The organism is Anaeromassilibacillus senegalensis, assembly GCF_001261775.1.
GTDB classification, from domain to species: domain Bacteria; phylum Bacillota; class Clostridia; order Oscillospirales; family Acutalibacteraceae; genus Anaeromassilibacillus; species Anaeromassilibacillus senegalensis.
Window position 1 is genome coordinate 649,904 of record NZ_LN868537.1, and the last position, 24,715, is coordinate 674,618.

The 24,715-nt window shown below is 54.7% G+C and carries 17 protein-coding genes; 8 read left to right on the forward strand and 9 right to left on the reverse strand.

Annotation, left to right across the window (positions count from 1 at the left end; all coding sequences use genetic code 11):
- The first annotated feature begins 252 nt into the window (after nt 1-252).
- Nucleotides 253-789 carry an ECF transporter S component gene (locus tag BN2106_RS08775; RefSeq protein ID WP_050698171.1) on the forward strand — a complete coding sequence of 179 codons (537 nt, stop codon included), beginning with the start codon at nt 253-255 and terminating at the stop codon, nt 787-789.
- A gap of 145 nt (nt 790-934) precedes the next feature.
- Here the strand turns inward: BN2106_RS08775 and BN2106_RS08780 are convergent, their stop codons facing one another.
- The 9 genes from BN2106_RS08780 to BN2106_RS08820 form a co-directional block, all read right to left on the reverse strand.
- Complete coding sequence (locus BN2106_RS08780; RefSeq protein ID WP_050698172.1) at nt 935-2,587, reverse strand: SGNH/GDSL hydrolase family protein; 1,653 nt, start codon at nt 2,585-2,587, stop codon at nt 935-937.
- A gap of 15 nt (nt 2,588-2,602) precedes the next feature.
- Nucleotides 2,603-3,331, reverse strand: a complete 729-nt coding sequence (locus BN2106_RS08785) for a hypothetical protein (RefSeq protein WP_050698173.1) — start codon at nt 3,329-3,331, stop codon at nt 2,603-2,605.
- A gap of 307 nt (nt 3,332-3,638) precedes the next feature.
- Nucleotides 3,639-9,167 carry a glycosyl hydrolase family 95 catalytic domain-containing protein gene (locus BN2106_RS08790; RefSeq protein WP_195891809.1) on the reverse strand — a complete coding sequence of 1,843 codons (5,529 nt, stop codon included), beginning with the start codon at nt 9,165-9,167 and terminating at the stop codon, nt 3,639-3,641.
- A 225-nt stretch (nt 9,168-9,392) separates the two neighbouring features.
- A complete protein-coding gene (locus BN2106_RS08795) occupies nt 9,393-10,997 on the reverse strand; it encodes a response regulator transcription factor (RefSeq protein ID WP_050698175.1) in 1,605 nt (534 codons plus the stop codon).
- A gap of 243 nt (nt 10,998-11,240) precedes the next feature.
- A complete protein-coding gene (locus BN2106_RS08800) occupies nt 11,241-12,242 on the reverse strand; it encodes an ABC transporter substrate-binding protein (protein WP_050698176.1) in 1,002 nt (333 codons plus the stop codon).
- Between the two features lie 31 nt (nt 12,243-12,273).
- Nucleotides 12,274-13,317: an ABC transporter permease gene (locus tag BN2106_RS08805; protein WP_050698177.1), complete on the reverse strand. Its 1,044-nt coding sequence runs from the start codon at nt 13,315-13,317 to the stop codon at nt 12,274-12,276.
- A 2-nt stretch (nt 13,318-13,319) separates the two neighbouring features.
- Complete coding sequence (locus BN2106_RS08810; protein WP_050698178.1) at nt 13,320-14,831, reverse strand: sugar ABC transporter ATP-binding protein; 1,512 nt, start codon at nt 14,829-14,831, stop codon at nt 13,320-13,322.
- Nucleotides 14,832-15,069: 238 nt separating this feature from the next.
- Nucleotides 15,070-16,065 (reverse strand): substrate-binding domain-containing protein, encoded by a 996-nt coding sequence (locus tag BN2106_RS08815; protein ID WP_050698179.1) that lies wholly within the window; start codon nt 16,063-16,065, stop codon nt 15,070-15,072.
- Nucleotides 16,062-17,819, reverse strand: coding sequence for a cache domain-containing sensor histidine kinase (locus BN2106_RS08820; RefSeq protein ID WP_050698180.1), 1,758 nt, complete (start codon nt 17,817-17,819; stop codon nt 16,062-16,064). The genes BN2106_RS08815 and BN2106_RS08820 overlap by 4 nt, the downstream gene beginning before the upstream one ends.
- 194 nt (nt 17,820-18,013) lie before the next feature.
- Between BN2106_RS08820 and BN2106_RS08825 the strand changes: the two genes are divergently transcribed.
- The 7 genes from BN2106_RS08825 to BN2106_RS08855 all read left to right on the forward strand — a co-directional run bounded on the left by BN2106_RS08825 (nt 18,014) and on the right by BN2106_RS08855 (nt 24,340).
- Complete coding sequence (locus tag BN2106_RS08825) at nt 18,014-18,865, forward strand: class II fructose-bisphosphate aldolase (RefSeq protein WP_050698181.1); 852 nt, start codon at nt 18,014-18,016, stop codon at nt 18,863-18,865.
- A gap of 15 nt (nt 18,866-18,880) precedes the next feature.
- Complete coding sequence (pfkB, locus tag BN2106_RS08830; protein ID WP_050698182.1) at nt 18,881-19,810, forward strand: 1-phosphofructokinase; 930 nt, start codon at nt 18,881-18,883, stop codon at nt 19,808-19,810.
- Nucleotides 19,803-21,449 carry a xylulokinase gene (locus BN2106_RS08835; RefSeq protein WP_195891811.1) on the forward strand — a complete coding sequence of 549 codons (1,647 nt, stop codon included), beginning with the start codon at nt 19,803-19,805 and terminating at the stop codon, nt 21,447-21,449. Before pfkB ends, BN2106_RS08835 begins: the two co-directional genes overlap by 8 nt.
- The gene (locus BN2106_RS08840; protein ID WP_050698183.1) at nt 21,449-22,498 is read left to right on the forward strand and encodes a galactitol-1-phosphate 5-dehydrogenase; all 1,050 of its coding nucleotides are present in this window, start codon (nt 21,449-21,451) and stop codon (nt 22,496-22,498) included. Before BN2106_RS08835 ends, BN2106_RS08840 begins: the two co-directional genes overlap by 1 nt.
- 53 nt (nt 22,499-22,551) lie before the next feature.
- On the forward strand, nt 22,552-23,598 hold the full coding sequence (locus tag BN2106_RS08845) for an aldo/keto reductase (protein WP_050698484.1): 1,047 nt from the start codon (nt 22,552-22,554) through the stop codon (nt 23,596-23,598).
- Nucleotides 23,592-24,032, forward strand: coding sequence for an RbsD/FucU family protein (locus BN2106_RS08850; protein WP_050698184.1), 441 nt, complete (start codon nt 23,592-23,594; stop codon nt 24,030-24,032). Before BN2106_RS08845 ends, BN2106_RS08850 begins: the two co-directional genes overlap by 7 nt.
- A 110-nt stretch (nt 24,033-24,142) precedes the next feature.
- Nucleotides 24,143-24,340 (forward strand): hypothetical protein, encoded by a 198-nt coding sequence (locus BN2106_RS08855; protein WP_050698185.1) that lies wholly within the window; start codon nt 24,143-24,145, stop codon nt 24,338-24,340.
- The last annotated feature ends 375 nt before the right edge of the window (nt 24,341-24,715 follow it).

Genomic DNA, 24,715 nt, shown 5'->3' on the forward strand with positions numbered 1-24,715 from the left:
GGGACAGAATCTTCTTAAAAACGTAATAACAAATCCTGTCATGATACACAAACAAGATTTGACAAACCTCCGTTGCGGAAGGTATACTATTTCTATAATTGCTGTCTGAAGGCAGCCGCCATGAACCGATTGAAATCCAATAATGGGACGTACAGCACTTTACCGCCGGTGATATCCCGTGGCAGGAAGCCGCGGATTATGTTTCCGGTTTTTTTGTGTTGTCCAAAAGATTCAAGGAGGGCTCTTTCAGACATGTTTCAGAAAAAAGTACATTTTCAGGCGGTTCGCCTGACGGAAACAGCGCTTTGCATTGCGCTTGGCCTGCTTCTGCCAACTGTATTCCACGCGTTCGGGGCAGGGAATGTTCTGCTCCCCATGCATATCCCGGTATTGCTTTGCGGTCTTTTATGCGGGTGGCAGTACGGCGCGGTGTGCGGCATGGTGGTTCCGTTCCTTTCCAGCGTCTTCACGGGAATGCCCCCCATTTTCCCCGTCGGCACGGCAATGATCTTTGAGCTTTGCGCCTACGGCATGCTGGCCGGCCTTTTGTACCGTGTACGGAACTGGAACGTCTATGCCGCGTTAATTGGCGCAATGTTGGGGGGACGGCTTGTCAGTGGGGTTGCCAATACAATCCTGATGGGGATTGCCGGGAAACCTTACGGCTTTTCTATTTTCCTTTCCAGTGCATTTATCACCGCCTGGCCGGGCATTGTATTGCAGTTGGTATTGATCCCCATCCTGATCCTCAGCCTGCAAAAGTCCGGTCTGATTACCAGAGAAACCTGAAATTGAGCAGTAGAATCACATCGCTTATTCAAACATAAAAATGCCATTGACAGCCTGAAGCTGTCAGTGGCATTTTTTATTGATGCAATTTCTCAGCGATAAAACTGGTTTTCAACCGAGTGATAAATACAAGACAGCAAAACGATTAAAAATTGCCTAAAAGCTTTCCGGCAATCTTTTCCCCCAACAGCGCGCGGCCCAGATCATTGGGATGCGTACCGTCGCCAACGGGGAAATAATATGCCCGGTTAATCTTGTTGATGCCTAAAGTGCGATACAGGTCAACCGCCGGCGTTTTGTAATCCGCCGCCACTTGCAGAAGCCCGTCGCCGAACTCGTAAAGGTGCTTGCCGCCTGTGAAGGTCTTATCATCACTGTCCGTTTGTGTGTCGTTCCAGTAGCGGTAAATTGGTGTGAGCAGCAGCACTTTGAGATTGGGGTACGCCGCCCAAAGCTTTTCCAGTGCATAACGGCAAGCACCCAAGTACGTGGTGGTGTCCTTTGGATCCTCGGTGTTATCCAGCGCAACCCCGCCTTGGACGTCGTTGGTCCCATACAGGACTGTCACATAGTCCACTTTGCTCCAGTCGATGGCCTTTAAGGTTGCCACGCGGTTCGCTGCGTAATTTGCGGTATGTCCCACCGCCGCTTCCTGTAATGTGTAATCTTTGGAGGTTATAGCATCCACCAGCCGATACATGCTAAAGGCGTCATAGTACTGGTCGGTATGATGACTCATCCGGCAGCCACCCACTCCAAGGTTATACACCTGCATACCAGTCAGCTTTGCAATTACGGAGGGATAGTCTACCGGCGGCTGAAAATCCCCTGTAATGCTGTCTCCAAAGCAGGCCAGCGTCCTGCCCTGCAGACGGCTGACCGGAATCTCTATATTGCCGCTTGCATCTGGTTCCCTGCCATTGATTGTAAAAAGTTTAGACTTGGCTTCAGAATAGTACACGGAACAGGCTGGTGTCGATTCATAATGCAATTTGTCCGTGTATTCCGGGAATACCAGCTCCCCCGTAAATGAACCGGACTGATTCAGGATTGGAGTATGTCCGCTCTCTGCGTCCGCGTAATTGATGTACAAATCCTTGAAGCGAACCTGATAGCCATTTACCAACTCTGAGATTTCTTTACCCGCGTAATATTCCAAAAGTACATCTGGCGTCGTTGCTACGAACTCCCAGGAATTCAATCTGGCATGATCGACTTCTGTGGTGTTTATAAGCAAATCACCTTTAGACCCATTGTTTACACTGGCCAATAAAAAACGCCCAAAATGCATTCCTGTGTTTGTTGAATCCGGTGTAAGCCCTGTTGTATGGATATACAGCTTATAGGCCTTCCCCACTTCCAATCCAGTAAACTTCATGGAAAAGAAAATTTGATACCAGCCACTGGGTGGGGTATCCCCGATGGTCACGGTAAATTCATAGCATCCGTTCTCATTGTTCTCCGTCAGCCAGTGCAGTGTCCGGCCCGCGCTGTCCATGTCTTTTACCGTATCGGAATAGACACGGTAACTGCACGTCCCAGATGAAACCAGTTTGACGCTGCCAATAGAAGAACCTGACAGCCGGCAGGGCGTCTGACTGTAAAATATCCAGTCCGACCCGCCGCTCACAGGGATGTCCACAGTCACCTCCCTGGAACCGTCGTATTCCCCTTCCACCGCTCCGGTAAACATCAGCTTGTTTGGATTTTTCAGCGCCTGCGGCAAATTTGCCAGCGAATTGTAATCCATCTGCTTATCTCCGCTCGTTGTACGGATTTTCGTAATGTAATCGGCCATTTTCTAACCTCCTCATCAAAATAACAGGACCCCATCCTGGTTCATTTCAGGCGCCTTTTTCAAAATCAGTACGCCACGGGAATCCATATCCGGCGTGGTACGGAAAACCAGCGTTCCGTCCGCGTCTACTCCGGGAGCCCTGCCAATCCCAAGCAAAGACTCCACATATTCTTTTATTTCTTCCCTGCTCATGCCTGTTCCCGAAGCGGCGACCCCCGTGTCATGCAGCCCTTCAATCGAATCATCCCACACATACCAATTGCCGTTTTCGCCAATTTGCGGTGAACAGCGGGCGGCTTTTGCAGCGCGGTCCGCGTCGGTCTCCACAGCGCTCTTTGCGTTCATAATCCGCATTTCATAATCTGTAAATTCCGACGGCAGCGGTGACGGCAATACATCTGGTGCGTTGATACTGTTCTTCACGCTAAAACCTAATTTCGCGGACTTTTTCACACGACCATCCGATGCACTTGCCCGAAGCTGTGCAAGAATTGTTCCGTTCTGCAAACCGTATTCTTTTTTTACTGGAATAGATAAACGTAAATTTCCGTTTTCCAACGTTTTTTCGACTGCCCAAATATTCCTTTTTTTATCCTGTACCGTCTCCAAAACGATATTCCACGTCCAATATTCGGTTCCGAAGACTTGTATTTGGATGGTATGCACCTGATTCTCTCCCACATATCCAAGGACAGTATCCTCCCCTTTTACTGAAAAAGTCCAGTTTTTATTTAATATAATCACTAACCCACCTCCTCTGCATCAACATGCCAAATCATTTCGTAAAGATTCCCCCCTTTCATATACAATTTTTCAATCCCATAAATTTGCCTGTGCGGGTAAATTCGCATAAACAAAAGGCGGTTCCAGCTATTAACTGGAACCGCCTTTTTAAAGTCTTGCCGTATTTGAAAATTCAGTTGGGATTATTTGCAGATGTTACGTCACGAAACATCCTCTTTATCATCCGCCGCCGTTCGTCACCGTGTAATGCTTCTGTGTGGTTTCGCCGGGAATCTTCAGTTGGGACGCGCTTACAGCGAAAATTACTTTAAACAATTGTGATAGCACAATGCTGTTGCGGTTTCTCATTTGGCATCGCGGTATACACGCCGGTGCTCTGGCCGGGTGCGCCAACCGCCCAGACCCGGTAATAATACTCATTTCCGATTCTTGAGACAAACTGGGTTTTGAGTACATTGCCGTTGCCTACCGTAAAGCTCGGCGTCATGACACTGCCGTTAAGAACCGTCATCTTAAAGCAGTACGCGCTGCCCTTCTTTAAGGTGAAATTGACAGTCGTGTCGGAACGGACGGATTTCTGTACCGCCGCGCCGGTCACGGCAACCGCTGTTCCTGCATTGCCATAAGCATTGGAGACGTTGCCAGAGGAACCACTGGCCGGTTTGCTGGGTCTTGTGGGCTTCATGGGTTCTTCCGGTTTCTCCGCCGGAAGCAAACCATTGCGGGCTTTCCATACGCTGGCGATTGCCGCCGTAATTTCTTCTGGTTTCGCATCCTCATTGTAATACATATCCCAAGCGTCGTCCAGAGAGGTGCGCAGAACCGCATAGCTTTCCTGGGTATAATCGTCCGGATCGAGTGCTTCGGATTCGTCAAGCAGTTCCTTCAGGGCCTCTCTGCTGGGTGTGAGACGCAGATCTTCGATCGCTTCACGCAACGATTCTGCCAGTTTGTCGACTTGCTCCTGGGTTGCATTGCCGTCTGCCAAAAGTTCTTCGGCTTGCGGAAGCAGTTCGCTGAAGCGATCTTTTTCCGGACCGTCCATATATTTATCCAGATCGATTTCCTGTGCTTCCTTTACAAAGAACTCCAAAGTTTCCGTGTTTGCGCGGTATTTCAAGCGCATGATCGCGTCGTACAGTTGATTGACCGCTTTTTCGACTTCCGCCTTCAGCGTTTCGCCCTCGTCATTGTAGATTTCTTGCGCATAGGCGAGCGCTTCCGCGTAACCTTCCCGACTGGCCGGAGTAAAGGCCTCTAAATCCAGCATGAATGCGTAATCAAGCCAGTATGCCAGCTTATCCTTGGTGCCTTCTTCGAAGGAAAGGTAATGCATCATATTGAGCAATTCTCTCCATGCTTTATTTACCCCGTCCTGTGTTGCCGCGCTGTCTTCATAAACAGCCTGCGCCTTATTGCGCGCGGCGATAAACTTTTTGCGGACAGACAGTACCAGCTTTTCAAGCTGCTCGTCGGTTACTTCATTCGCCTTATTCAGCATAGTTTCCAGGATGTCCTTATGTATGGTCGTAAAGGCAAACCGCAGGGAGATCTTGTCTTTGGGCATGGTAAACGTATAGGTAAAGCCATCCGCTTCAAACGGGATTTCCGCTCCGTTCAGCGTTGCCCCTGCAAACGGGCCGTTTACCGGGGTAAAGGTCAGGCGGATTTCTTCGCCCGCCTGAACAGCCGCGCCAAACATGCCGTCCTTCTCGATGAGTGCTTCATACGCACCCTCCACGGACAGTTCCGCGTTTGCTCCGTACTGTATCGTCAGGACCTGCTGATCGGACGTGATGCGAACCGTTTTTTCGGCGCGGACGGACGGGTCGGCCTTGCAAAGGGCGATTACCGTGACGTCGCCCACACGCAACGCTTTCAGATTTCCGTTTTTATCGATGGAAGCCGCGCCGGTTCCGTTTTCCACCAGATAAACGGGTGCAATTCCAACCGAAATCCAGTCCATGTTGGAAATGCCGGAAGCCTCTACCTCTGCCGAAACCCGCATGCTTTCACCGATCTGGAACGTGTCCTGCGGGACGTTGAGCGTGACCGCATCGATGGGATAATATGTGACCGGCTTATCCTTCTCAACGAACTGGAAAGCTGACGCTTCTTCCGCGGAAACCAACGTGCCATCCGCTGAAATGCCCTTTGTACCATCATCGATCAGGATACGGTACCCGTCTTTCTCTGCGGACAATTTCCAGACCGCGCCCTGCACGTTCTGGACCAGCGCACCGTCTTCTGCGGCCAATGCGCGGCCCGACCCGGTGTTGATCAGTCTGATACCGCCGCCCTGCTGGGATACCAGCTTCCAGACCTGATGCCTGCCGTAGTCCTCCTGTGCGGGGATGGTCATGATATTGCCGTTGGAATCCATCTTTTCCGCGCTGAGGTATTCTCTGTTTGCTTTGTTTTGGAACGCGACGTAGCCGTTCTTTGTGACAATGCGCTTCCACTTCTGCGCATCGTCTTCCGGATTCTTCACCGTATTGCAGACCTTGTCCGTCTCCGGATGGATGGCAAGGACCTTTTGGCTGGCGCCATCCCAATCGCCACCCTTCCATTCCTGACAGGTCTCAAGATACACATAGCCGCCGCCCGCGTTGGCCAGGCGCAGCTGTGAGAGTCCCGCCGGGTCCAGGGACGCCCCCGCGCCCCAGCTCCACATTTCGCCGTATTCGTCCGCCCAGTTGTTGCCGCGGACAAACAGATAGACCTTATTAGAAACATTCAGATACCCTGCGGTTTTACCGGGTGTCTTCCAGGACGGCAGCTTGCCGTCGTCGTAGACATAGGAGGGGAACTCTGTCCACAGCGCGTTGTCCGGCAGGGTAGCTTCCATTGTCTTAGTGGAAACAGTTCCATTTTCCGCACGGTTCTGGTCCTGTGCAGTCAGGGCACTTTCTCCACTCTGAACAACATAATATCCATCCTTCACCTCGGAGAGGGAGAACATCGCCGTAACGGTCTCGCCCTCGGAAAGGGACAGGCGCACGTTTCCATTTTTATCGAATTCCGGCGTTTTTCCGTTTATCTGAACATTTTTCCAAGCAACACCGCATTTTAACGTGATGGTTTGATCCGTATTAGAAGTAATTTCAGCCCGAACTTCACCGTTTGCCCGGCTCCATTCCATGCTGTCCACCGTCGCCTGGGTTCTGGCATGCAGGCCGGTGATACTACCCTCATCCCAATCTTCCGGAAGCGCGGGTAAAAGCTCAATTTCACCATTGCGGTTACCGTCGTTTTCGGTCTCAAAGCCATCCGTTGTGATGCCGGTACGGGAGAACAGCAGGCCTTCTTGTACGATTCCCACCATGCCGATCTGCGTGTCTGTGCAGTAGGCGGAACTACCGTTCACATTGTGAGCGGTCGTCATGGAACTGTGATAAATTTTTCCCGTCATGCCGGGCTTCAGTGAATCAATGATGCCCTGGCCGTTTTTCAGACGGGCTTCGCCCAGACCCTTGTGCATCCAGCCATGGCTCTGCTGGGAATTCTGTCCGTCTCTCGCTTTCAGCGCCATGGTAAGTTCCGCACCCGCCTTTAGATTTACATTGTCCTCCGTCTCATAGCCAGGCCATACCGGGTACAGATGGCTAAAATGGCGATGGCCATAATTCTCACGATTTTCACATTCGTCAATGGACCATTCCATCAGGTCTCCCTGCTTCTGGTATTTGTATTCCGGAAGTTTTGATTTCAGATCCTGCCATTTCTTTACTTCGGAAGTATCTCCAATCACGCCCGCCATGGCGATTGCCATGTCCAAGCCGTCTCTTGCCGCCGCGATGTCCATGGTGGAGTTGATCTGTACGACATCCTCATTGGGTTTTTTAGGATGGTTCTCCGGAGAGTAAGTGGGCAAAAGCATATAGCGCTCACCTTCCGCCAACTCCCTGTGTTCCGAGTCATAGCAGGTTTTTCCCTCTGCGTCCATATAGTAACGCGGGTCCACAAACTGCTCCCAGAAATGCGCGTGCTTGCACAGCAGAGGCCAGAGGATATCCTCCTCCAAGTTGAAACCCTCCGCTTTGACACGGTCCACATCTGATTCGTCCAGATTGAGAACCTCCGCCAAAGAATCGACGTCCACGTCCTCGCCGACCGGAATGATCTCGTTGCCGTAGCACTGCCAATACTCGTAGATTGGAAGGAGCTGCCAATCGGTGCCCGCGTTCCAACTGAAGAATGGATTGCCCGCATTAAAGTGATAGATGAAGCCGTTTTCGCCGTCCGTGCGGCCGGAGGCCATAATGGCGTCCTCCATACCGTAAATCTGCTCCGCATTATATTGGAAATCGTCCACGATGCGCAGCATAAAGTCGATGTAGCCGCGGCCAAAGGTCTTCATGCTGCCGACGTTCGCGGCGGACACCTGCAGATTGACGTTCGCATCCGTTGTGTAATCAGCCTGCCAGTTTGGGTTAAATACACCGGTCCAAATGCCGCCCAGTCGAGTGGTGGAGTATCCGGACGCGCAGATCGCCGCGTAACGGCCCGCGTTGAACGCACGCTCGACCATCGCCGGACACAGAGTCGTTTTGTTCGCCCGCTGTTTTTTCAACAATGCCTCATTTGTCAGCGCTCGATCCGATTCGTCTCCATGAAGATCCAACTTTACACTATTGAACAACGGCGTATGAATCCTTGTATGCGCGGCCAGCGCATTGTCATAAGAAAAGTCCACCGGAGCGTCAGGGTTCTTTTCTGCGTAAATATCCTCCACCTCTGCGATTTGTGCGCACAGCTTGTCCACCAGTTCGTAAGAATCCGCCCGCGCAAATTCCTCCATGTTACCCAATGTATCAATGCTGCGGTCCAGCGCTGTGATTAAAACGACTTTTTCCGCGTCGGTGATTTGAATGGCGGCCTTCTCGCCGATGTTTTTCGCATCAGTCGGCTCCAAAGCAACCTTTTCCTTTGCGCCGTCTGTCAGCACGCGCGTGACGCCCGCATAGCCGCCCTCGTTCAGAAAACTGTTTTCAAAAACTGGATAATGTACGATTTGCCCGATATAAGAAACGTCCTCCGGGACCAGCACTTTATACCGCACATCCGGGGTATTGCCGGATTCACGCGGGATAGAGGAAATATCGTCCAAGGAGAGCGTCAGGTCGAGCTTCTCCCCCTCTGAAGACTGGGTGTATTCCGTAATGATGACGTTATCCGCGCGGGAGGTAAAGGTCCGGCGCAGCCAAACGCCCGCTTTATCCTCAAAGCCCACGCCAATCTCAGCTTTTTCATAATTAGTCCAGCGCTTATAATTTTGTGTCTCGCCGCGCCCTTCCATATCCACGCGGAGCTGATTCCCTGGATGATAGGAATAATCGTACCCGCAGGCCCATTTTTCATCCTCGGCAATTCCCCAAGATTTCTTTGCCTGGGCTTCAATCAGCTTCCAGGCTTTCCCCTCCGTCTCGGCGGCATATGGGTCTTTTACCATGGCCTGACGAAGCTCGTCAAGCTTTTGATAAACTGCCGGCGTGTCCATCCGGTCGTTGTTCGGCATGTTGAACTTGGTGTTCTGGAAGATCATTACATCGCTCAGGGGGTTGCAGGATTCCAGCAGGGCGATTTCGCCGTTGCCGGTCACCATGCTTTCACGCCAGCGGAGATGGTCCTTTTGATTAAGCGGCGTTTCTCCCTCGTAGTCCATCGCGTCATAGGTGACGGATACCACGCCGGTTTCCCCTTGCAGGGGATCGTCCAGGAATTGATACGTGGCGCTATCGCGGGACATCTCCTTCGGTTTTGCCGCGGCCATCGCCCCCGACGATGCAGTTAGCAGCATGGAACAGGTCAATAGCAGGGAACAAAATTTTTTCATCACCAATTTTTTCATCCTTTCTTCCGTATCATTTATGCTTTGGAGGTACTTCCGTAGCTCGGTTTAAAAATCTTCCTCTCCCCTTTCCAAACCGTCTTTGCCGTTGTCTTTCAATTGCAAGTATAACAAAACGAATCTGCTTGCAGAATGGAAAATTTGATCAAAAACAGGCAAAATGCAATGCTGTTCCCATGTAAAATCCGTTATATTTACATATAATCAAATTTATGTATGAATCGACTCTCGGAACTCATTGGGGGACATCCCATAATATTTTTTAAAACAGTAGCTGAAATAGTGCGGATCCGCATAACCGGTTTCCTCCGCGATTTCGTAGTTCTTTTTGCCGCTTGTCAGGATCAGATCCTTCGCCTTTTCCATACGCATTTCTGTTAAATAATTAACAAATGTAGCGCCGATTTCCTTTTTAAATAATGCGCGAAAATAACTGGCGCTCAGGTGAAGTGTATCGCTCACAAAATCTGCGGAAAGCTCCGGGTCTGTCAGGTGTTCCGCGATGATCTGCCGGGCCTGGTCCATCGCAGCGGAGCAGCTTTTTTTGCGGCTGAGCTGCACGCTTTTCATCATGCTCCGGCAGGTTTTGCGGATCAGCTCCAGCATTTCAGGTGCAACGCGCATCGCGAAAACCTCTTTCAAATCCGATTCAGAAAGAATTTCATCCGTGTTCAGACCAAGGGTATCCGCCTCCCGCAGCAGGCTCAAAAGAATGGAAAAGGTGCAGAACCTTTGCTGGACCGGCCCAGCGGGCTCCAGAAGCGTACTGGATAATTCTCCGAGAAGCGCTTCCACCTGCTCACTGTCCGCCAGTTTAATCGCGGCGACCAGACGTTCTTCCTCCGCTCTGCAATAAACTTTAAAGTCCTGCCGCTTCGGCTCGATATCCTGTATGGAAATCACACGATTCCTGCCGATGGATTCCCGATACCCCAGCGCCGCAAGGCTGCCTTCATGGGAATGGCAGATTTCGCTGCACCGGCGGCATGGCGCGCCTTTGCCGATGGTCACCGTGAAATGCAGGTGCTTTTCCACAACCGCGCGCAGCTCTTCCAGGCAGGAGGTAAATGCCCGATCCAGATACGGTGCGCCGGAACGCCCACACGCAACCAACGTCACATCCTTACCGCCCAGCACCGCCATGCCGACATCACGTGTCTCCATCAGCTCTTTTCCCATGTTGTAGATTGCAAAAAGCGCCATTTCCGGAGACTCCTGAGAGAAGCCGCAGTCCGGCGGCATCGGATCCGGCAAAATGACCGCCGTCTGGAAAACCGATGCATCCAGACAGTTCAGTTCCAGCATTCCCATCTTCTCTTTTGCCTCCTGATCGGTAACCGTTCCGGAAAGAAGTCCATTGAGGAACAGGCTCTGCACCACCGCACGGTTCTCCTGATAAAAGGCAGACAAGTATTTGAAGTTGCCAGCCCGCCGGTATTCCTCGTCAATCTCCGCGCGAATCTCACGCAGAATTTCCGTCAGGCTTTCCGATGTAACAGGCTTTAGAATGTATTTCATAACGTGCAGGTCGATCGCCTGCCGTGCATAGTCGAAGTCGTCGTGGCCGGTCAGAAAGGCAATCTTTACCTGGGGGAACTCCTGACGGATTTCCCGTGCGGCCTCGATTCCGTTGATAAACGGCATATTGATGTCTGCAATCACCAGGTCGGGCGGGTCCCTTTTAACCTGTTCTACCAACTCGTATCCGTTGGAGCAGCAGCCTGCCAGCGTAAACCCACAGGTCTCCCATTGTAAAAGGCGGGCAACATTGTTGCGCACCAGCGCCTCATCGTCCGCAAAAATCAGTTTATACATACCGTGTCCCCTTCCGCGCGGCACATACGCACCGTTTGAAGCCATTCATTGTATTGTTTATTTAGAGTTTTCGCATAGACTCCTTCTCATATATGGAAATTAATTTGTCTTTTATTGTAATCTTCTGCTATTCCCTCTTGATGCAGTTGATGCATTACCATATACTGCCAGGCCACCGCAGAACCATTGCCCTGCGGTAGCCAGCGGAATTGAAGAAAGAAGGATTTTGAGGGTTTCTTCTTGTTATTGATTTAAAATGGCGTCGATCTCCGGCTCCTGATAGTTCTCGGAGGTCACCATCGTAACGCCCGTATCGACGTTCTTATCTCCAATGGTTTTACCATTGATCAGGTCCACCACCAGGCTGACGCCTTTGGACCCCATCGCGGAAGGCATCTGCACCGCCGTGCCCTTGATCGTCCCGGCGGCGAGGCCCGCCTTGATGTCGTCGGAGTTGTCGAAGCCCACAACCGCGATGCGATCGGTCAGGTTCTTTTCCGTCACGGCCTGCGCCACACCGACGGCGGACTGGTCGTTTGCACCCCAGATGCCTTTGAGGTTCGGATTGGCGGAGATAAAATCGGTCGCCTGGTTGGCGGCTTTTGTCGGGTCGGAATCACAATACTGCACACCGACAATGTTGATATTGGGATGGTTGTTTTTGATCTCATCCGTGAAGCCTTTTTCACGGTCTACCGCGGTCTGGGTGCCCGCGGCAAAATTCACAATGGCAACGTCGCCCGAATCGCCGACCAGTTCCGCCATCAACTTGGCGCATTCCGCGCCCGCCTGCACATTGTTGGTTGCAAGGAACGCGTCGTACACATCCTCAGAGATGCCGGAGTCGATCATGACGACCGGAATGCCCGCGTCCTTCGCCTTTTTAACCGGTTCGATCAGAGCGTCCTTGTCGCAGGCGGCAAGGATGATACCGTCATACTGGTCGCTGATGCAGGTTTCCACAATCTGCACCTGCTTGTCAATGTCCGCCTCGGTGGGCGGGCCAAGGTGAGTCACCTCCACATTGCCAAGTTTCTGCGCTTCCGCGTCGGCGCTCTTTTTGACCGTCTGCCAGTAGGTAGAATCCACCATCTTGGTTACGAGCGCGATTTTGAGCGTGTCTCCGCCGCCGTCGTTCCCGGAGGGTGTGCCGCCCGCCGGCGCGGCGGGGGTGTCGGTGGAGCAGCCCACAAACAGAGCTGCGGAAAGTGCCAGCGTCAAAAACATACGGATGATCTTTTTCATTTTTTGTTCCTCCTAAAAATTAATATAGGGATTAAAGATTGTTCTGCTTTTTGCGGCGCAGGGTGTCGTACCACACGCCGACGATGATGATACCGCCGATGATTACCATCTGGACAAACGCATCCACCTTGACAAGATTCAGGCCGTTGCGCAATACGCCCATGACTGCCGCACCGATGACCGTGCCGAGAATGCCGCCCTCGCCGCCCATGACGGAGGTGCCGCCGATGACGGCCGCCGCGATGCCCTCCAGCTCATAGCCCTGGCCCGCGTTGGACTGTGCCGAAGCCAGACGTGCCGCCAGCAGGATTCCCGCCATGGCGGAGGTTGCGCCGCAGAGCACATAGGCCATCAGTTTTGTGCGGAATACGTCGATACCGGAGAGACGGGCCGCGTCCTCATTGGAGCCGATCGCATAGAGCCTGCGGCCAAAAGCCGTCTTTGCCAAAACGATTCCCAGCACCACGGCCAGAATCAGCATCAATACCGCCGGGAACGGGATGCTACCAAACAAGGTGCCGCCGCCGATGAATTTGAAGGAAGCTACCAGGTCCTTATCCGCCAGACTCTGTACGGACACGGGCTTGCCCTGCCCCACCAGCTGCGTCAGCCCGCGGAATGCAAACTGTGTGCCCAGTGTGGCAATGAACGGTGTGACGTTCATTTTTGTCACCACCAGGCCGTTGATCAGGCCCGCCAGCGCGCCGGCGCTGATGCCCAGAAGGATCGCGACCGGCAGGCTCCAGCCCATGGTCAGGCACTTTGCGCAAATGATGCCGCCGAAGCCCACAACCGAGCCCGCGGAGAGGTCTGTGCCGCCGGTAATCAGCACAAAGGTCAAACCAAAACCCAAAATTGCATATGGCGTGATCTGCAACACAACTGTCAGCAGATTGTTTACCGCCACGAATTTCCCCTGCGATAAAACGCCGAAAAGAATAATCAGCAGAAGCAACACGCCGAACGCCATAAACTTCTGGATAAACTCGCCCAGCTCCGTTTTGGAAACCGGTTTCAGCTTTTGCGCCTCTTTTGTCCCAACGGCGCGTGGAGCCGCTTTTTCTTTGATACTCAATGTTACGCACCCTTTCTCATATCGCTGTCGTTATCCCTGATGCCCGCGGCCAGCCGCAGAATTTTCTCCTGTGTCGCCTCTTCGCGGTCCAGTTCGCCGGTAATCCGGCCCTCGTGCATCACCAGCACACGGTCGCTCATGCCCAGTACCTCCGGCAGCTCAGAGGAAATCATAATGATTGCCACGCCGTTGTCGCTGAGCCGGTTCATCAGCTCGTAGACCTCGTATTTGGCGCCCACGTCGATGCCGCGCGTCGGTTCGTCAAAGATCAGCACCTTGATGTCGTTGCACAGCCATTTAGCCAGGACGATCTTCTGCTGGTTGCCGCCGGAAAGATTCTGCACGGTCTGCTTCATGCTGGGCGTTTTGATGCGCAGGCTTTCGATGTACTGCCGCGCGTTGTCCCGCGCCTGCACGTCGTTGATCAGGCCCGCGCGGCAAAGCTCCGGAATATGGGCCAGATTAATGTTGCGCTCTACGGTCATGTTCAGCGCCAGGCCGTCACGTTTGCGGTCCTCCGTGATGTAGCCGACGCCGTTCTTAATAGCCGCCTGGATGCTGTGCACGGGAACCTGCTTGCCGTCGATGAAGATTTCCTTGCTTTCCGTTCGGTCCGCGCCGAAGATCGCCCGTGCCAGTTCTGTGCGCCCCGCACCCATCAGGCCCGCCAGTCCGACGATCTCGCCCGCCCGCACCTGAATCTCCTTGACGTTTACCTTGCTGTTTTTAACGTTGCGCGCCTCAAACCGCACCGGGCCAAGCTTCCGCTCATAGGCGGGAAACTTTGCCGTCAGTTCGCGTCCCACCATCATCTGAACCAGCTCATCGATGGTCACGTCCGCATAATTTCGCGTCCCTATGTACTGACCGTCCCGGATCACGGAAACCCGGTCTGTAATGCGCGCCAGTTCTTCCAGCCGGTGCGAGATATAGAACATGCCCACGCCTTTCTCTTTCAGTTTGTGAATGATGGCAAACAGCCGGTCGATCTCCGATTCCGTCAGCGCGGCAGTCGGCTCGTCGAGCACCAAAATTTTGGAGTGGAAGGAGATGGCCTTGGCTATCTCCACCATCTGCTGTTCCGCCACGCTCAGACTGCGCACCAGCGCTTTGGGGCTGATGTGCAGCCCCAGGTCTTCCAGGATCGCCTGTGTCTCCTGATACATCTTCCGGTCGTCCACAAAGGGGCCGCGTTTTGCCTGCCGGTCCAGCCAGATATTATCCGCTACGGAAAGCTGGGAGCAGAGGTTGAATTCCTGGAAGATGATGCTAATCCCCAGCTCCTGCGCTTTTTTGGTATTTTCGATGGTCACCTGTTCCTCACCGATGAAAATTTCTCCCTCTTCAGCATGGTATACGCCGGAGAGCACCTTCATCAGCGTGGACTTCCCCGCGCCGTTTTCCCCGCAGAGCGCATGCACCTCGCCTTCGTTCAAGGTCAGGCTGACGTCGCTCAGGGCCTTTACGCCGGGGAACGATTTGGAGATGTGCTCCATGCGCAATAGTTCCGCCATTTCGTTTTTCCCGCCTTTCGTGGGGCATTCCAAAGGGTGCCCCGCATGGATCGTTGATTGAATCAAAGAGAACCGTTTCGTTTTTACAGGTTTATCTTACCAGCCCAAAAAACGAAACAGAATGGGAAAAACGACTGCAAGTGGTCAAAAAACGACGGTCACCGGACGGCGGCCGCCGTTTAAAAACAGATAAAAAACAGGAAATGCCCTCTATCCCATTCGAGATAGAGGGCATTTTTCATGCGATAGATGGGAGAACCGTTTCTACTTCGGAGACAGACGGACCGGTAAAGGGAAAGATCAACTGCTGGTGTTCCCGTGAGAACAGGTTGCCCCGGTCCACCACCGTCACATCCGTATAGACGCTCTTTTCATATGATTTCCCGGTTAGGATCTGATAGGCGGTTTCCACACTGTAATACCCCATCATGTAGGGATTCTGAAGGACCGCCACATCAAGGATTCCTCTTTCCACATAGGCGGCTTCCTCGACCATGCAGTCGATCCCGCCAAGGAATATGTCCGCACGGTCTGCCTGATCCAACGCCCGCGCTGCGCCTGTGGCAGATTGAGCATTCAGGCCCGCTATGGCGGCGACGTCGGGAAACACATCCAGAATCTGCCGCGTCTGCTCCGCTGCGGTGTCCACATTGGAATCGCAATAGAGCACCGTTTCCACCGTAAAGCCGGACTGCTTCTCCATGTAGTCGCGGAATCCCTTTTCCCGCTCAATGCCGGGCGAAGCGTTCTGCACAAAGCCGATGACGCCGATCTTCCCGCCATCCGGCAGCCGTGCCGCCATCTCCTCCGCGAGGATGCGGCCCGCCTCATAGTTGTCCGTGGAAACCGACGCCTTCCAATGATCACTGTTGACAAACGAATCGATCAGCACCACGGGAATGCCCGCGCCGGTGACGTGTTCCATCGGTTCCGCCATCAGGCTGAAATCCCCGGCGGCGAGGATTACCGCGTCGGGCCGGCGCTCCACCGCACCTTCAATGAAAGCACGCTGATCCCGATAGTCCTTTTCTTCCTTTGGGCCCATAAAGTTGACCCTGACCCGGTAGGTGCCCGCCGCCGCCTGCGCCCCGGCATACACACTTTGCCAGTACTCCGATTCCGTGGACTTGATGATGAGATCCACCTCGTATTCTGCGGGCCGCGCGCTGCATGCACAAAGCAGCAGCAAAAGAACCGCGGCCAGCACAGCAACTTGTAAACGCCGGTATTTCATTCGCGCGTCACCGTCCCTTCCTCCTCTCCCGCAAGCGGCAGCCAGACCCGCACCGTTGTTCCCTCGTCCAGCTCGCTTTCATACTGCAAGCCGTATTCCCTGCCAAACAGAAGCTGGATGCGGTCGTTGACGTTCTTGACACCAATTCCCGATTTGCTTTTGGCCTTGGATTCTAAAATATGCGCCAGCTTGTCCGGCGGGATCCCAAAGCCGTTATCGCACACAACAAACAGGAGCTTCCCGTCCCGCACCTCGGCATTTACCCGTATCTCTCCCGGATACGGCAGGTTGGAAACACCGTGCAGAATGGCGTTTTCCACCAGGGGCTGCAGCACAATTTTAAGCGTCTTACAGGTCCTTATTTCCGGCGGCGCGTCGATTGTATAGGTGAACTGGTCGCTGTACCGCATCTTCTGGATGATCAGGTAGTTTTCCGCATGGCGCAGTTCCTCTTCCACTGTGATGGTATCGTGCCCGCCGGACAGGGACAAGCGAAAGAACTGTGCAAGCGCGGAGATCATCTTCACCACATTGGCATTGTCCCCGCTCTCCGCCATCCAGACGATGGAATCCAGCGTATTATATAAGAAATGCGGGTTGATCTGCGCGTGCAGCGTCTTCATCTCACTTTTGCGCAGCCGCTGCTGTTCTTCCACCACCTGCACCATCAGGTGCCTGATGCGGTAAATCATATTGTTAAAGGAGCGCGAAAGCTCTTGCACCTCGTATACGCCGTGTTCCGTGGAAAAGGCGTCGAGGGACCCGTCCTCCACTTTCCCCATCACGCGGATCAAGCGGCGGATCGGGTTGGTTGTAAAATAGGACACGACGACAGACAGCACCAGTACAATGAGGGCCGCTGCCACTGCGATCATTGTAATCAGGTTTGGCAGCTCTGTCCCGTAGTAAAACAGCCCCTGCAGGGGGCTGACACCCACGATCCGCCAGTTGGTGCCGGACAGCCCGCGGACACTGACGGAAAACCGTTTGTTTCCCAAATCCAAAATGGTGTCGCCCGGCCCGATCGACGCGGCGCGCTCCACCGCCTCGTCGGCAATGCCGTAATAAATCATCTGCTGATTGGGATGATAGATCAGCTCCCCGTTCTCATCCAAGATGAACAGGTAACCGCCCTGCCCCAACCGGTTGGAGCAGAGCTGCTGGATGCTCTGGAAATTCATGTCCACAAGGATGATGCCCATCTGTGTACGCCCGTCTTCCTGCCAGTTGACCCCTTTGCTCAGAGAGAGCACCCAGGGGTATTCCCCGCCGTACAGGCGCTGTACATGGGGCGCGGAGATGTAGTAATTTTTGCTGCCGGGCGGCACGCTGCGGAACCATTGCTCCTCCTTGATCTGTGCATAGGATTTGATCGGCCGCGCGTCCGTCTTCAGCAGCAGCTCGCCTTCCCGGCCAAACACCGCGATGGTATCGATATCTCTGCGCAGAACAAAGCGCGGCGCTTCCTCCCGAATTCCCCCGTCCTGCAGCATGGCCGCCACGGAATCCGAAACCTCTACCATCTCGCTCAAATAGCCGTCAATATTCTGCCGCAGGTTGTCCACGATCTGCGCGTTGGTCATGCGGATTGTCTCATCCGTCGCGGCGTCAAACCGGTTTTTCATCAGCAGAGTAATGGCCAGCACCGCTGTGACCGCAATCACCGTTGTGCTCACCGCGATCACCATCAACAGGCTGTTCCACTTCATATTCCGCGCGATTGCCCGCCTGAAGCGCTTCCACTTTTGCCGCATGCTTTTCCCCCTTTCAGGCGTTTTCCACATTGTAGCATAAAGCCCCTGGTGGGGAAAGAGCGGTTCGGATAGTCAGATGGATTTCGCCGGTTTTGCGTCGGATATTCCCTTCTTTTCTTTCTCCGCATTCCTTATCCTTGAAGCAAAGAGGAGCGTTTCGTTTTTATGACCACAGAAAAGAAGGAGGTCTTTTTATGCCTTTGGTTACCACCGAAAGCATGCTGTTGGACGCACAAAAGGGCGGTTATGCCGTGGGGGCATTCAACGCCGAAAACATGGAGATGGTACAGGCCATCACGGAGGCCGCAGACGAACTCTGTGCGCCAGTCATTATTCAAACCACCCCCGGCACCGTGCGGTATGCCGGTTTGGACTATTATCTGGCAAACACCGCCGCCGCTGCGGAGCGGATTCCCGTGCCCGTTGCCATGCATCTGGACCATGGGGACAGCTTTTCTCTCGCTGTGCAGGCGCTGCGCGCCGGTTACACTTCCATCATGATTGACGGTTCCAGAAAACCGCTCGAGGAAAACATTGCGCTGACCAAAGCGGTCGTGGACGCCTGCCGCCCAAACGGTATTCCCGTGGAAGGCGAGCTGGGACAGGTCGGCGGCAAAGAGGACGATCTGGAGGGCGAACGCGCAGGCTACACGGACCCGGAGGAAGCCGTCCGCTTTGAGCGGGAAACCGGCGTTTCCTCACTCGCCGTGGGGGTCGGTACCGCACACGGCGTATATGCCTCGACGCCCGTTTTAAACGTGGGGTTAATCGATGAATTAAAAGCGCGCCTGACCGTGCCAATGGTTCTGCATGGCGCATCCGGTCTCAGCGATGAGGCGATTCAAGCCTGCATCCGGGCGGGCATCTGCAAAGTCAACTTTGCGACGGAGCTGCGCGTCGCCTATACCCACACAATCCAATCCTACCTGAGTCAAAACCCCGGCGCCATCGATCCCAAACAATATTGCGCGGCGGGCCGGGAAGCGGTCAAAACGCTTGTGAAAGAGCGCATTCTGGTCTGCGGCTGCGCCGGGCGCGCCAGATAAGAAGGAGTGGACGATATGATCACTACCATAACGCTCAACGCAGCAATCGATAAACTGTACCGGCTGGAAACGTTCCAGCCGGGCAAAGTCAACCGCGTCTCTTCCTGCGCCGCCACGGCAGGCGGCAAGGGCCTGAACGTATCCCGCGCCGTCGCGCTCCTGGGGGAGCCCGTCCTGGCGACCGGCTTCTGCGGCGGGCACAGCGGTGCATTCCTCAAAGAGCTTCTATCGCAGGACCAGATTTCCAGCAGTTTTGTACCCATTGCAGGGGAAACACGCACCTGTATCAATCTCATCGACGGAACCGGGACCAGCACGGAACTGCTGGAGCCCGGCGCACCGGTGGACGAAGACGATTTGCAGCGGTTTAACGTGCATTTCGACGCGCTGTTGCAGGAGACGCAGCTCACTGTTTTTTCCGGCAGTCTGCCGTGCGGATGCCCCGAAGACTTCTACGCCTGGCTGATCCGATGCGCACACAACCGGGGCGTACGCACGATTCTGGACGCCAGCGGCGGGGCGCTCGCAAAAGGAATTGCCGCAAAACCGTACCTGATCAAGCCAAATCTTGAAGAACTGGAGGTGCTCACCGGTACGTCCATCCATTCCAAAAAAGACGCGGCACGCGAGGCAGTAAAGCTCCACGAAAGCGGCATTGCCTGCGTCGTTATTTCCCTTGGGAAAGAGGGCGCGCTGCTGGCCTGTAAAGAAGGCGTATTTGAGGGAACCCCGCCGGACGTTCCGGTAAAAAACACGGTCGGCTGCGGAGACAGCATGGTCGCGGCGTTCGCGGTGGCCATCGCACGAAATTACAGCGCGGAAGCAGCCCTGCAACTTGCGCTGAGCGTCTCCTCCGCCAATGCCATGTGTGAAAAGACCGGTTTTTTTCATCTGGACGATCTCGCGGCGATTTTGTGCAAGGGGCAGGTGAACCGCCTTGGATAACGCGCGAACCGATCTGCTGCTTGCAATCGACGTTGGAACCTCCGCATGCAAAATTGCGGTGTTCACCCCGGAGGGACGGGTCCTTTCCTCCAGCACGCGGGATTATGAGGTGCTCTACCCTGCTCCCGGCTGGGCGGAACAGGCCCCGGACCTCTGGTGGAAGGAAATCTGCACCGGCGTCCGGGATTGCCTCGAGCGTGGAAATCTTTCTCCCGGCAGGATTGCGGGCATTGGGATCGACGGCCAGAGCTGGTCCTGCATTCCGGTGGACCGGGAGGGCAACGTCCTGCACAACACCCCCATCTGGATGGATACCCGCGCACAGGAAATCTGCGGCGAATTGACGCAGGAGGACCGGGAAGCGCTTTTCGCGGTCAGCGGAAATCCCTTTAAACCCTCCTATACCACACCCAAAATTCTTTGGTTCCAGCGGAACGCGCCGGCGCTTTACCAAAAGACGCACTGCTTCTTGCAGAGCAACGGTTATGTTGCATACCGCCTGACCGGACAACTGACGCAGGATTTCTGCCAGAGCTACGGTCTGCATGTATTCGACATCAGAACAGGCGTCTACAGCGAAGAAGCGGCAGCCCGGCTGGGAATCGACCTCGGTCGCCTGCCGCCGCTGTTTCCCTGCCATGCCGTGGTGGGAACCGTGACAGAAGCAGCGGCCCGGCAGACGGGGCTGCTCTCCGGTACGCCCGTTGTGGCGGGCGGGGGGGAGGTGGGTAAGGGGAAGGCGGTGGGGGCCGAAAAGGGGGGGGGTGGGGGGGGGGGGGTGCAAGGCCGAGAAAAGGGGAGGGGGGCGGGGGGCGGGGGAGCGGGCGTCTACCAACCGCGCCAGACGCAGGAGCAGGGCGGGCAGGCGGGCGGTATGAGCATCTGCCTGAACAAGCCGATTCCCCACCCCTCGCTGATCCTGAGCCCGCATGTCGTTCCCGGCGAATGGCTGTTGCAGGGCGGCACTGTGGGCGGCGGCGCAAGCCTCCGTTGGCTCGCACGGGAACTGGGAGAACCGGAACGCCTTCTCGCAGAAAAAGAGGGCGGAACCGTCTTCGCCCTTCTGGACCGGCTCGCGGAATCTATTTCGCCCGGCGCGGACGGCGTACTCTTTCTCCCCTACCTCTCCGGGGAACGTTCCCCCATCTGGGACCCACACGCGTCCGGCGTCTTCTTCGGCCTCAGCTTCCAAACGACGCGGGCGCATCTGTTCCGCGCGCTGCTGGAAGGTGCGGCTTTCTCTCTGCTGCACAACCTGCGCACGGCAGAGGAAGTGCAGGTGCAGACCGAAACCCTGTACGCAATGGGCGGCGCGGCGAACAGCCGCCTTTGGACACAGATCAAAGCCGACGTAACCGGCAAAAAAATCTGCGTGCCCGCTTCGGACACCGCGACCGTTTTGGGAGCGGCGATTCTGGCCGGTGTGGGCGTGGGCATCTATCCCGGCTTCACGGAGGCGGTCCGCGCCACAGTCCAGATTAAGCGGAAACATATTCCCAATCCGGAGAACCGCGCCGTCTATCAGGCGCTGTATCCCCTTTATCTGGAGCTGTACGAACGTTTAAAACCGACAATGGAAAAGGCCGCCGCACTGCAGAACGCGCGGGTTGGCCGGGAAAACAGAAAGGTGGTCATATGATGAAAGCAGCGGTATTGCACGGGGTTAAAGACCTGCGGTATGAGGAAATCGAAACGCCAAGGGCAGGCCCCGGCGAGGTGGTGGTTCGCGTCAAGGCCGCAGGCATCTGCGGTTCCGATATTCCAAGGGTCAACGGCCCCGCGGCGCATTTCTACCCCATAGTGCTGGGGCATGAGTTCTCCGGCGTTGTGGAAGAAACCGGAGAAGGCGTTTCCACCATTTCGCCGGGCGACCGCGTCACCGCGGCCCCGCTCATCCCTTGCATGGCCTGCCCCGACTGCCAGAAGGGCCGCTATGCCCTCTGTAAGCAATACACCTTCACCGGTTCCAGCACATTCGGCGGCTTTGCAGATTTCGTCAAGGTTCCGGCGCAGAATGTGGTCAAATTCAGCCGGGACGTTGACTTCGTCCAAGGGGCCTTTTTTGAGCCCGCCACGGTGGGCCTGCACGGCCTGAACTGCGCCCAATATCACGGCGGCGAGGATGTGGCAATCCTGGGCGGCGGCACGGTGGGGCTGTTCACCATGCAGTGGGCCAAACTGCTTGGCGCGCGCCGCACCGTAGTGTTCGACATCAGCAAGGAACGGCTGGAACTGGCGAAGCGTCTGGGCGCGGACGAGGTGATAAACACCACCGACCTGGGCTTTCTGGACCGCGCGATGTCGGTAACCGAAAACCGGGGCTTTGGCTTTGTGTTTGAAACCGCCGGGCAAAACGCAACCATGCGCATGGCCTTTTCCCTCGCGGCCAACCGGGCGGGCGTCTGTTTCATCGGCACCTCCAGCCGCGACCTGCAATTCCCATGGAAAGAATTCGAGCTGATGAACCGCAAGGAATTTCGACTCACCGGTTCCTGGATGAGTTATTCCGCCCCCTTCCCCGGGGACGAGTGGACCATGACGGCGGACTATTTCAGCAGCGGGAAGCTGCGTTTCGACCCCGCGCTGGTATATAAAACCTTCCCCATGCGGGATGCGGCGGAGGCCTTCCGCCTGTTTGAAACCCCGGGCGCGGTCAAGGGAAAGGTCATGCTGGTCAACCCGGATTAAACGGCCAATATTTTACATATAAAAGGAGAATCGCTATGTCAAAACCCTTTATGATGTCCCCGGATGCAGTGGACACCTCCAAGCTTCCCGTCAGGACCCTTTATACCGGTGCAAAGCTGCCCGGCGTGGGCATCGGCACCTTCGGTTCCGACCGCTTCAGCGGCGACGACATTGCTGCCGCCGTTTCCGGTGCGCTGCGCGTTGGTTACCGCTTTGTGGACTGCGCCGCCTGCTATGGCAACGAGGATTTGGTCGGCAGCGTTTTAAAAGAGGCCATCGATGGCGGCCTGCCCCGCGAGGAGCTGTTCGTCATGTCGAAGCTGTGGAATGACAAACACGAGCCGGAAGACGTGATCGCCTCCTGTAAGCAGACCCTCAAGGATTTACAGATCGACTATCTGGACTGCTATCTTGTGCACTGGCCATTCCCGAATTTTCACCCCGCGGGCTGCGACGTGGATTCCCGTTGGCCGGACGCCCGCCCATACATTCATGAGGAATTCATGCGCACCTGGCGTGCAATGGAAAGCCTGGTGGATATGGGACTGTGCAAACATATCGGCACCTCCAACGTCACCATTCCCAAGCTGGAACTGATCCGCCGCGATGCGCGCATTCAGCCCGCGATCAACGAGATGGAGCTGCACCCGTGCTTCCAGCAGGGCGAGCTGTTCCGCTATTGTCTGGATCACCATATCCAACCGGTCGGCTTCTGCCCCATCGGTTCCCCCACGCGTCCCGACCGCGATAAAACCGAGGATGATCTCACGGACATCGAGCAGCCGGTGGTTAAGCGTATTGCCGAAGCGCACGGCGTTCATCCCGCGGTGATCTGCGTCAAATGGGCGGTGGCGCGCGGACAGGTGCCAATTCCATTCTCCATTCGCCCGGCGGAATACCGCAGCAATTTACAGTGCGCCACAGAGGACCCGCTCACAGCGGAGGAACTGGAAGCACTCAAAAGCGTGGAACGCAACTGCCGCCTGATCAAAGGGCCGGTATTCCTGTGGCCCGGCGCAGAATCCTGGCTGGACCTGTGGGACGTAGACGGCACCATCCCCGGCTGGAACGGCTATGAGCGGGAGGTTGCATCATGCTGAAAGGGATTCCCCCCATCCTCTCGCCGGAGCTTTTAATGGCGCTGGATGAGATGGGCCACACCGACGAACTGACCATCGGAGACGGCAATTTTCCGGGCCATACCTACGGGAAAAAGGTGATCCGGCTGGATGGGCACGGTGTGCCGGAGGTGTTGGACGCAATCCTGCAGCTCTTCCCACTGGACGCTTACGTGGAGCATCCGGTCGCGCTGATGGCGGTGGTTCCCGGCGACCCGGTGGAAACGCCCATCTGGGACGAGTACCGGCGCATTGTGGCAAAGCACGATCCCCGGGGTGCAGCCTGCTTTGAGGAAATGGACAAATGGGAATTTTACCGGCGCACACAGGAGAAATCCGCCCTTGTTGTCATGACCGGGGAAACCGCTCTGTATGCCAATATCATTTTAAAAAAAGGCGTCGTCACAGGTTCATAAAGAAAAAACGCTCGCTGTGTGCGTACAGCGGGCGTTTTTCATCGATCGTTTTTGCCGGTTTCCCTCATATCGTATTTTTTACGGGACACACTATTTCTGAGGTGATTAAAATGGCAAAACAAGGAATGGCCCGTCCCGATTGGACCAAGCAGCCCAAAAACGACGTCCCGCCCGTGCCGCAGATTCAGGGCAAAGCCAAGCACGGCAAAGATCATGCGCGCCCAATCATCGCCGGAACCGCATCCCCGGAGCTGAAAGTTTACCATGAACTGAAAGGCGACGGCTCTGTTGGAGACCCGAATCCTTAATCTTGACCGCCCTTTTACCGGGGCGGTTTTTTTATGTCTTTCTTTATCGCTGCGGATTTATTTGGTGTGTTTAAAACACATTCATATTTCTATTTTATCATTTCTTATTTGCATAAATTTGACTGTTAAATTTTTACATTAAAAATGTCGATATGGGTTGGTAAAAATTTTTCACATGATATAATAAAGTAAACATAGGTGACTTACCTGACAATAAAGGAGGGAATATATGCATTTATTTTCCGTATTGTAAAAATAGCAGTCACAGGCAACGTAATTCCTCTTCCTTGGTGCACTTTGAATTAATTAAATCAAAAATATTTTGAAAATTCGTCGAATCGTGTCACAAAACGCATATCTCCAGAGGTTATATTA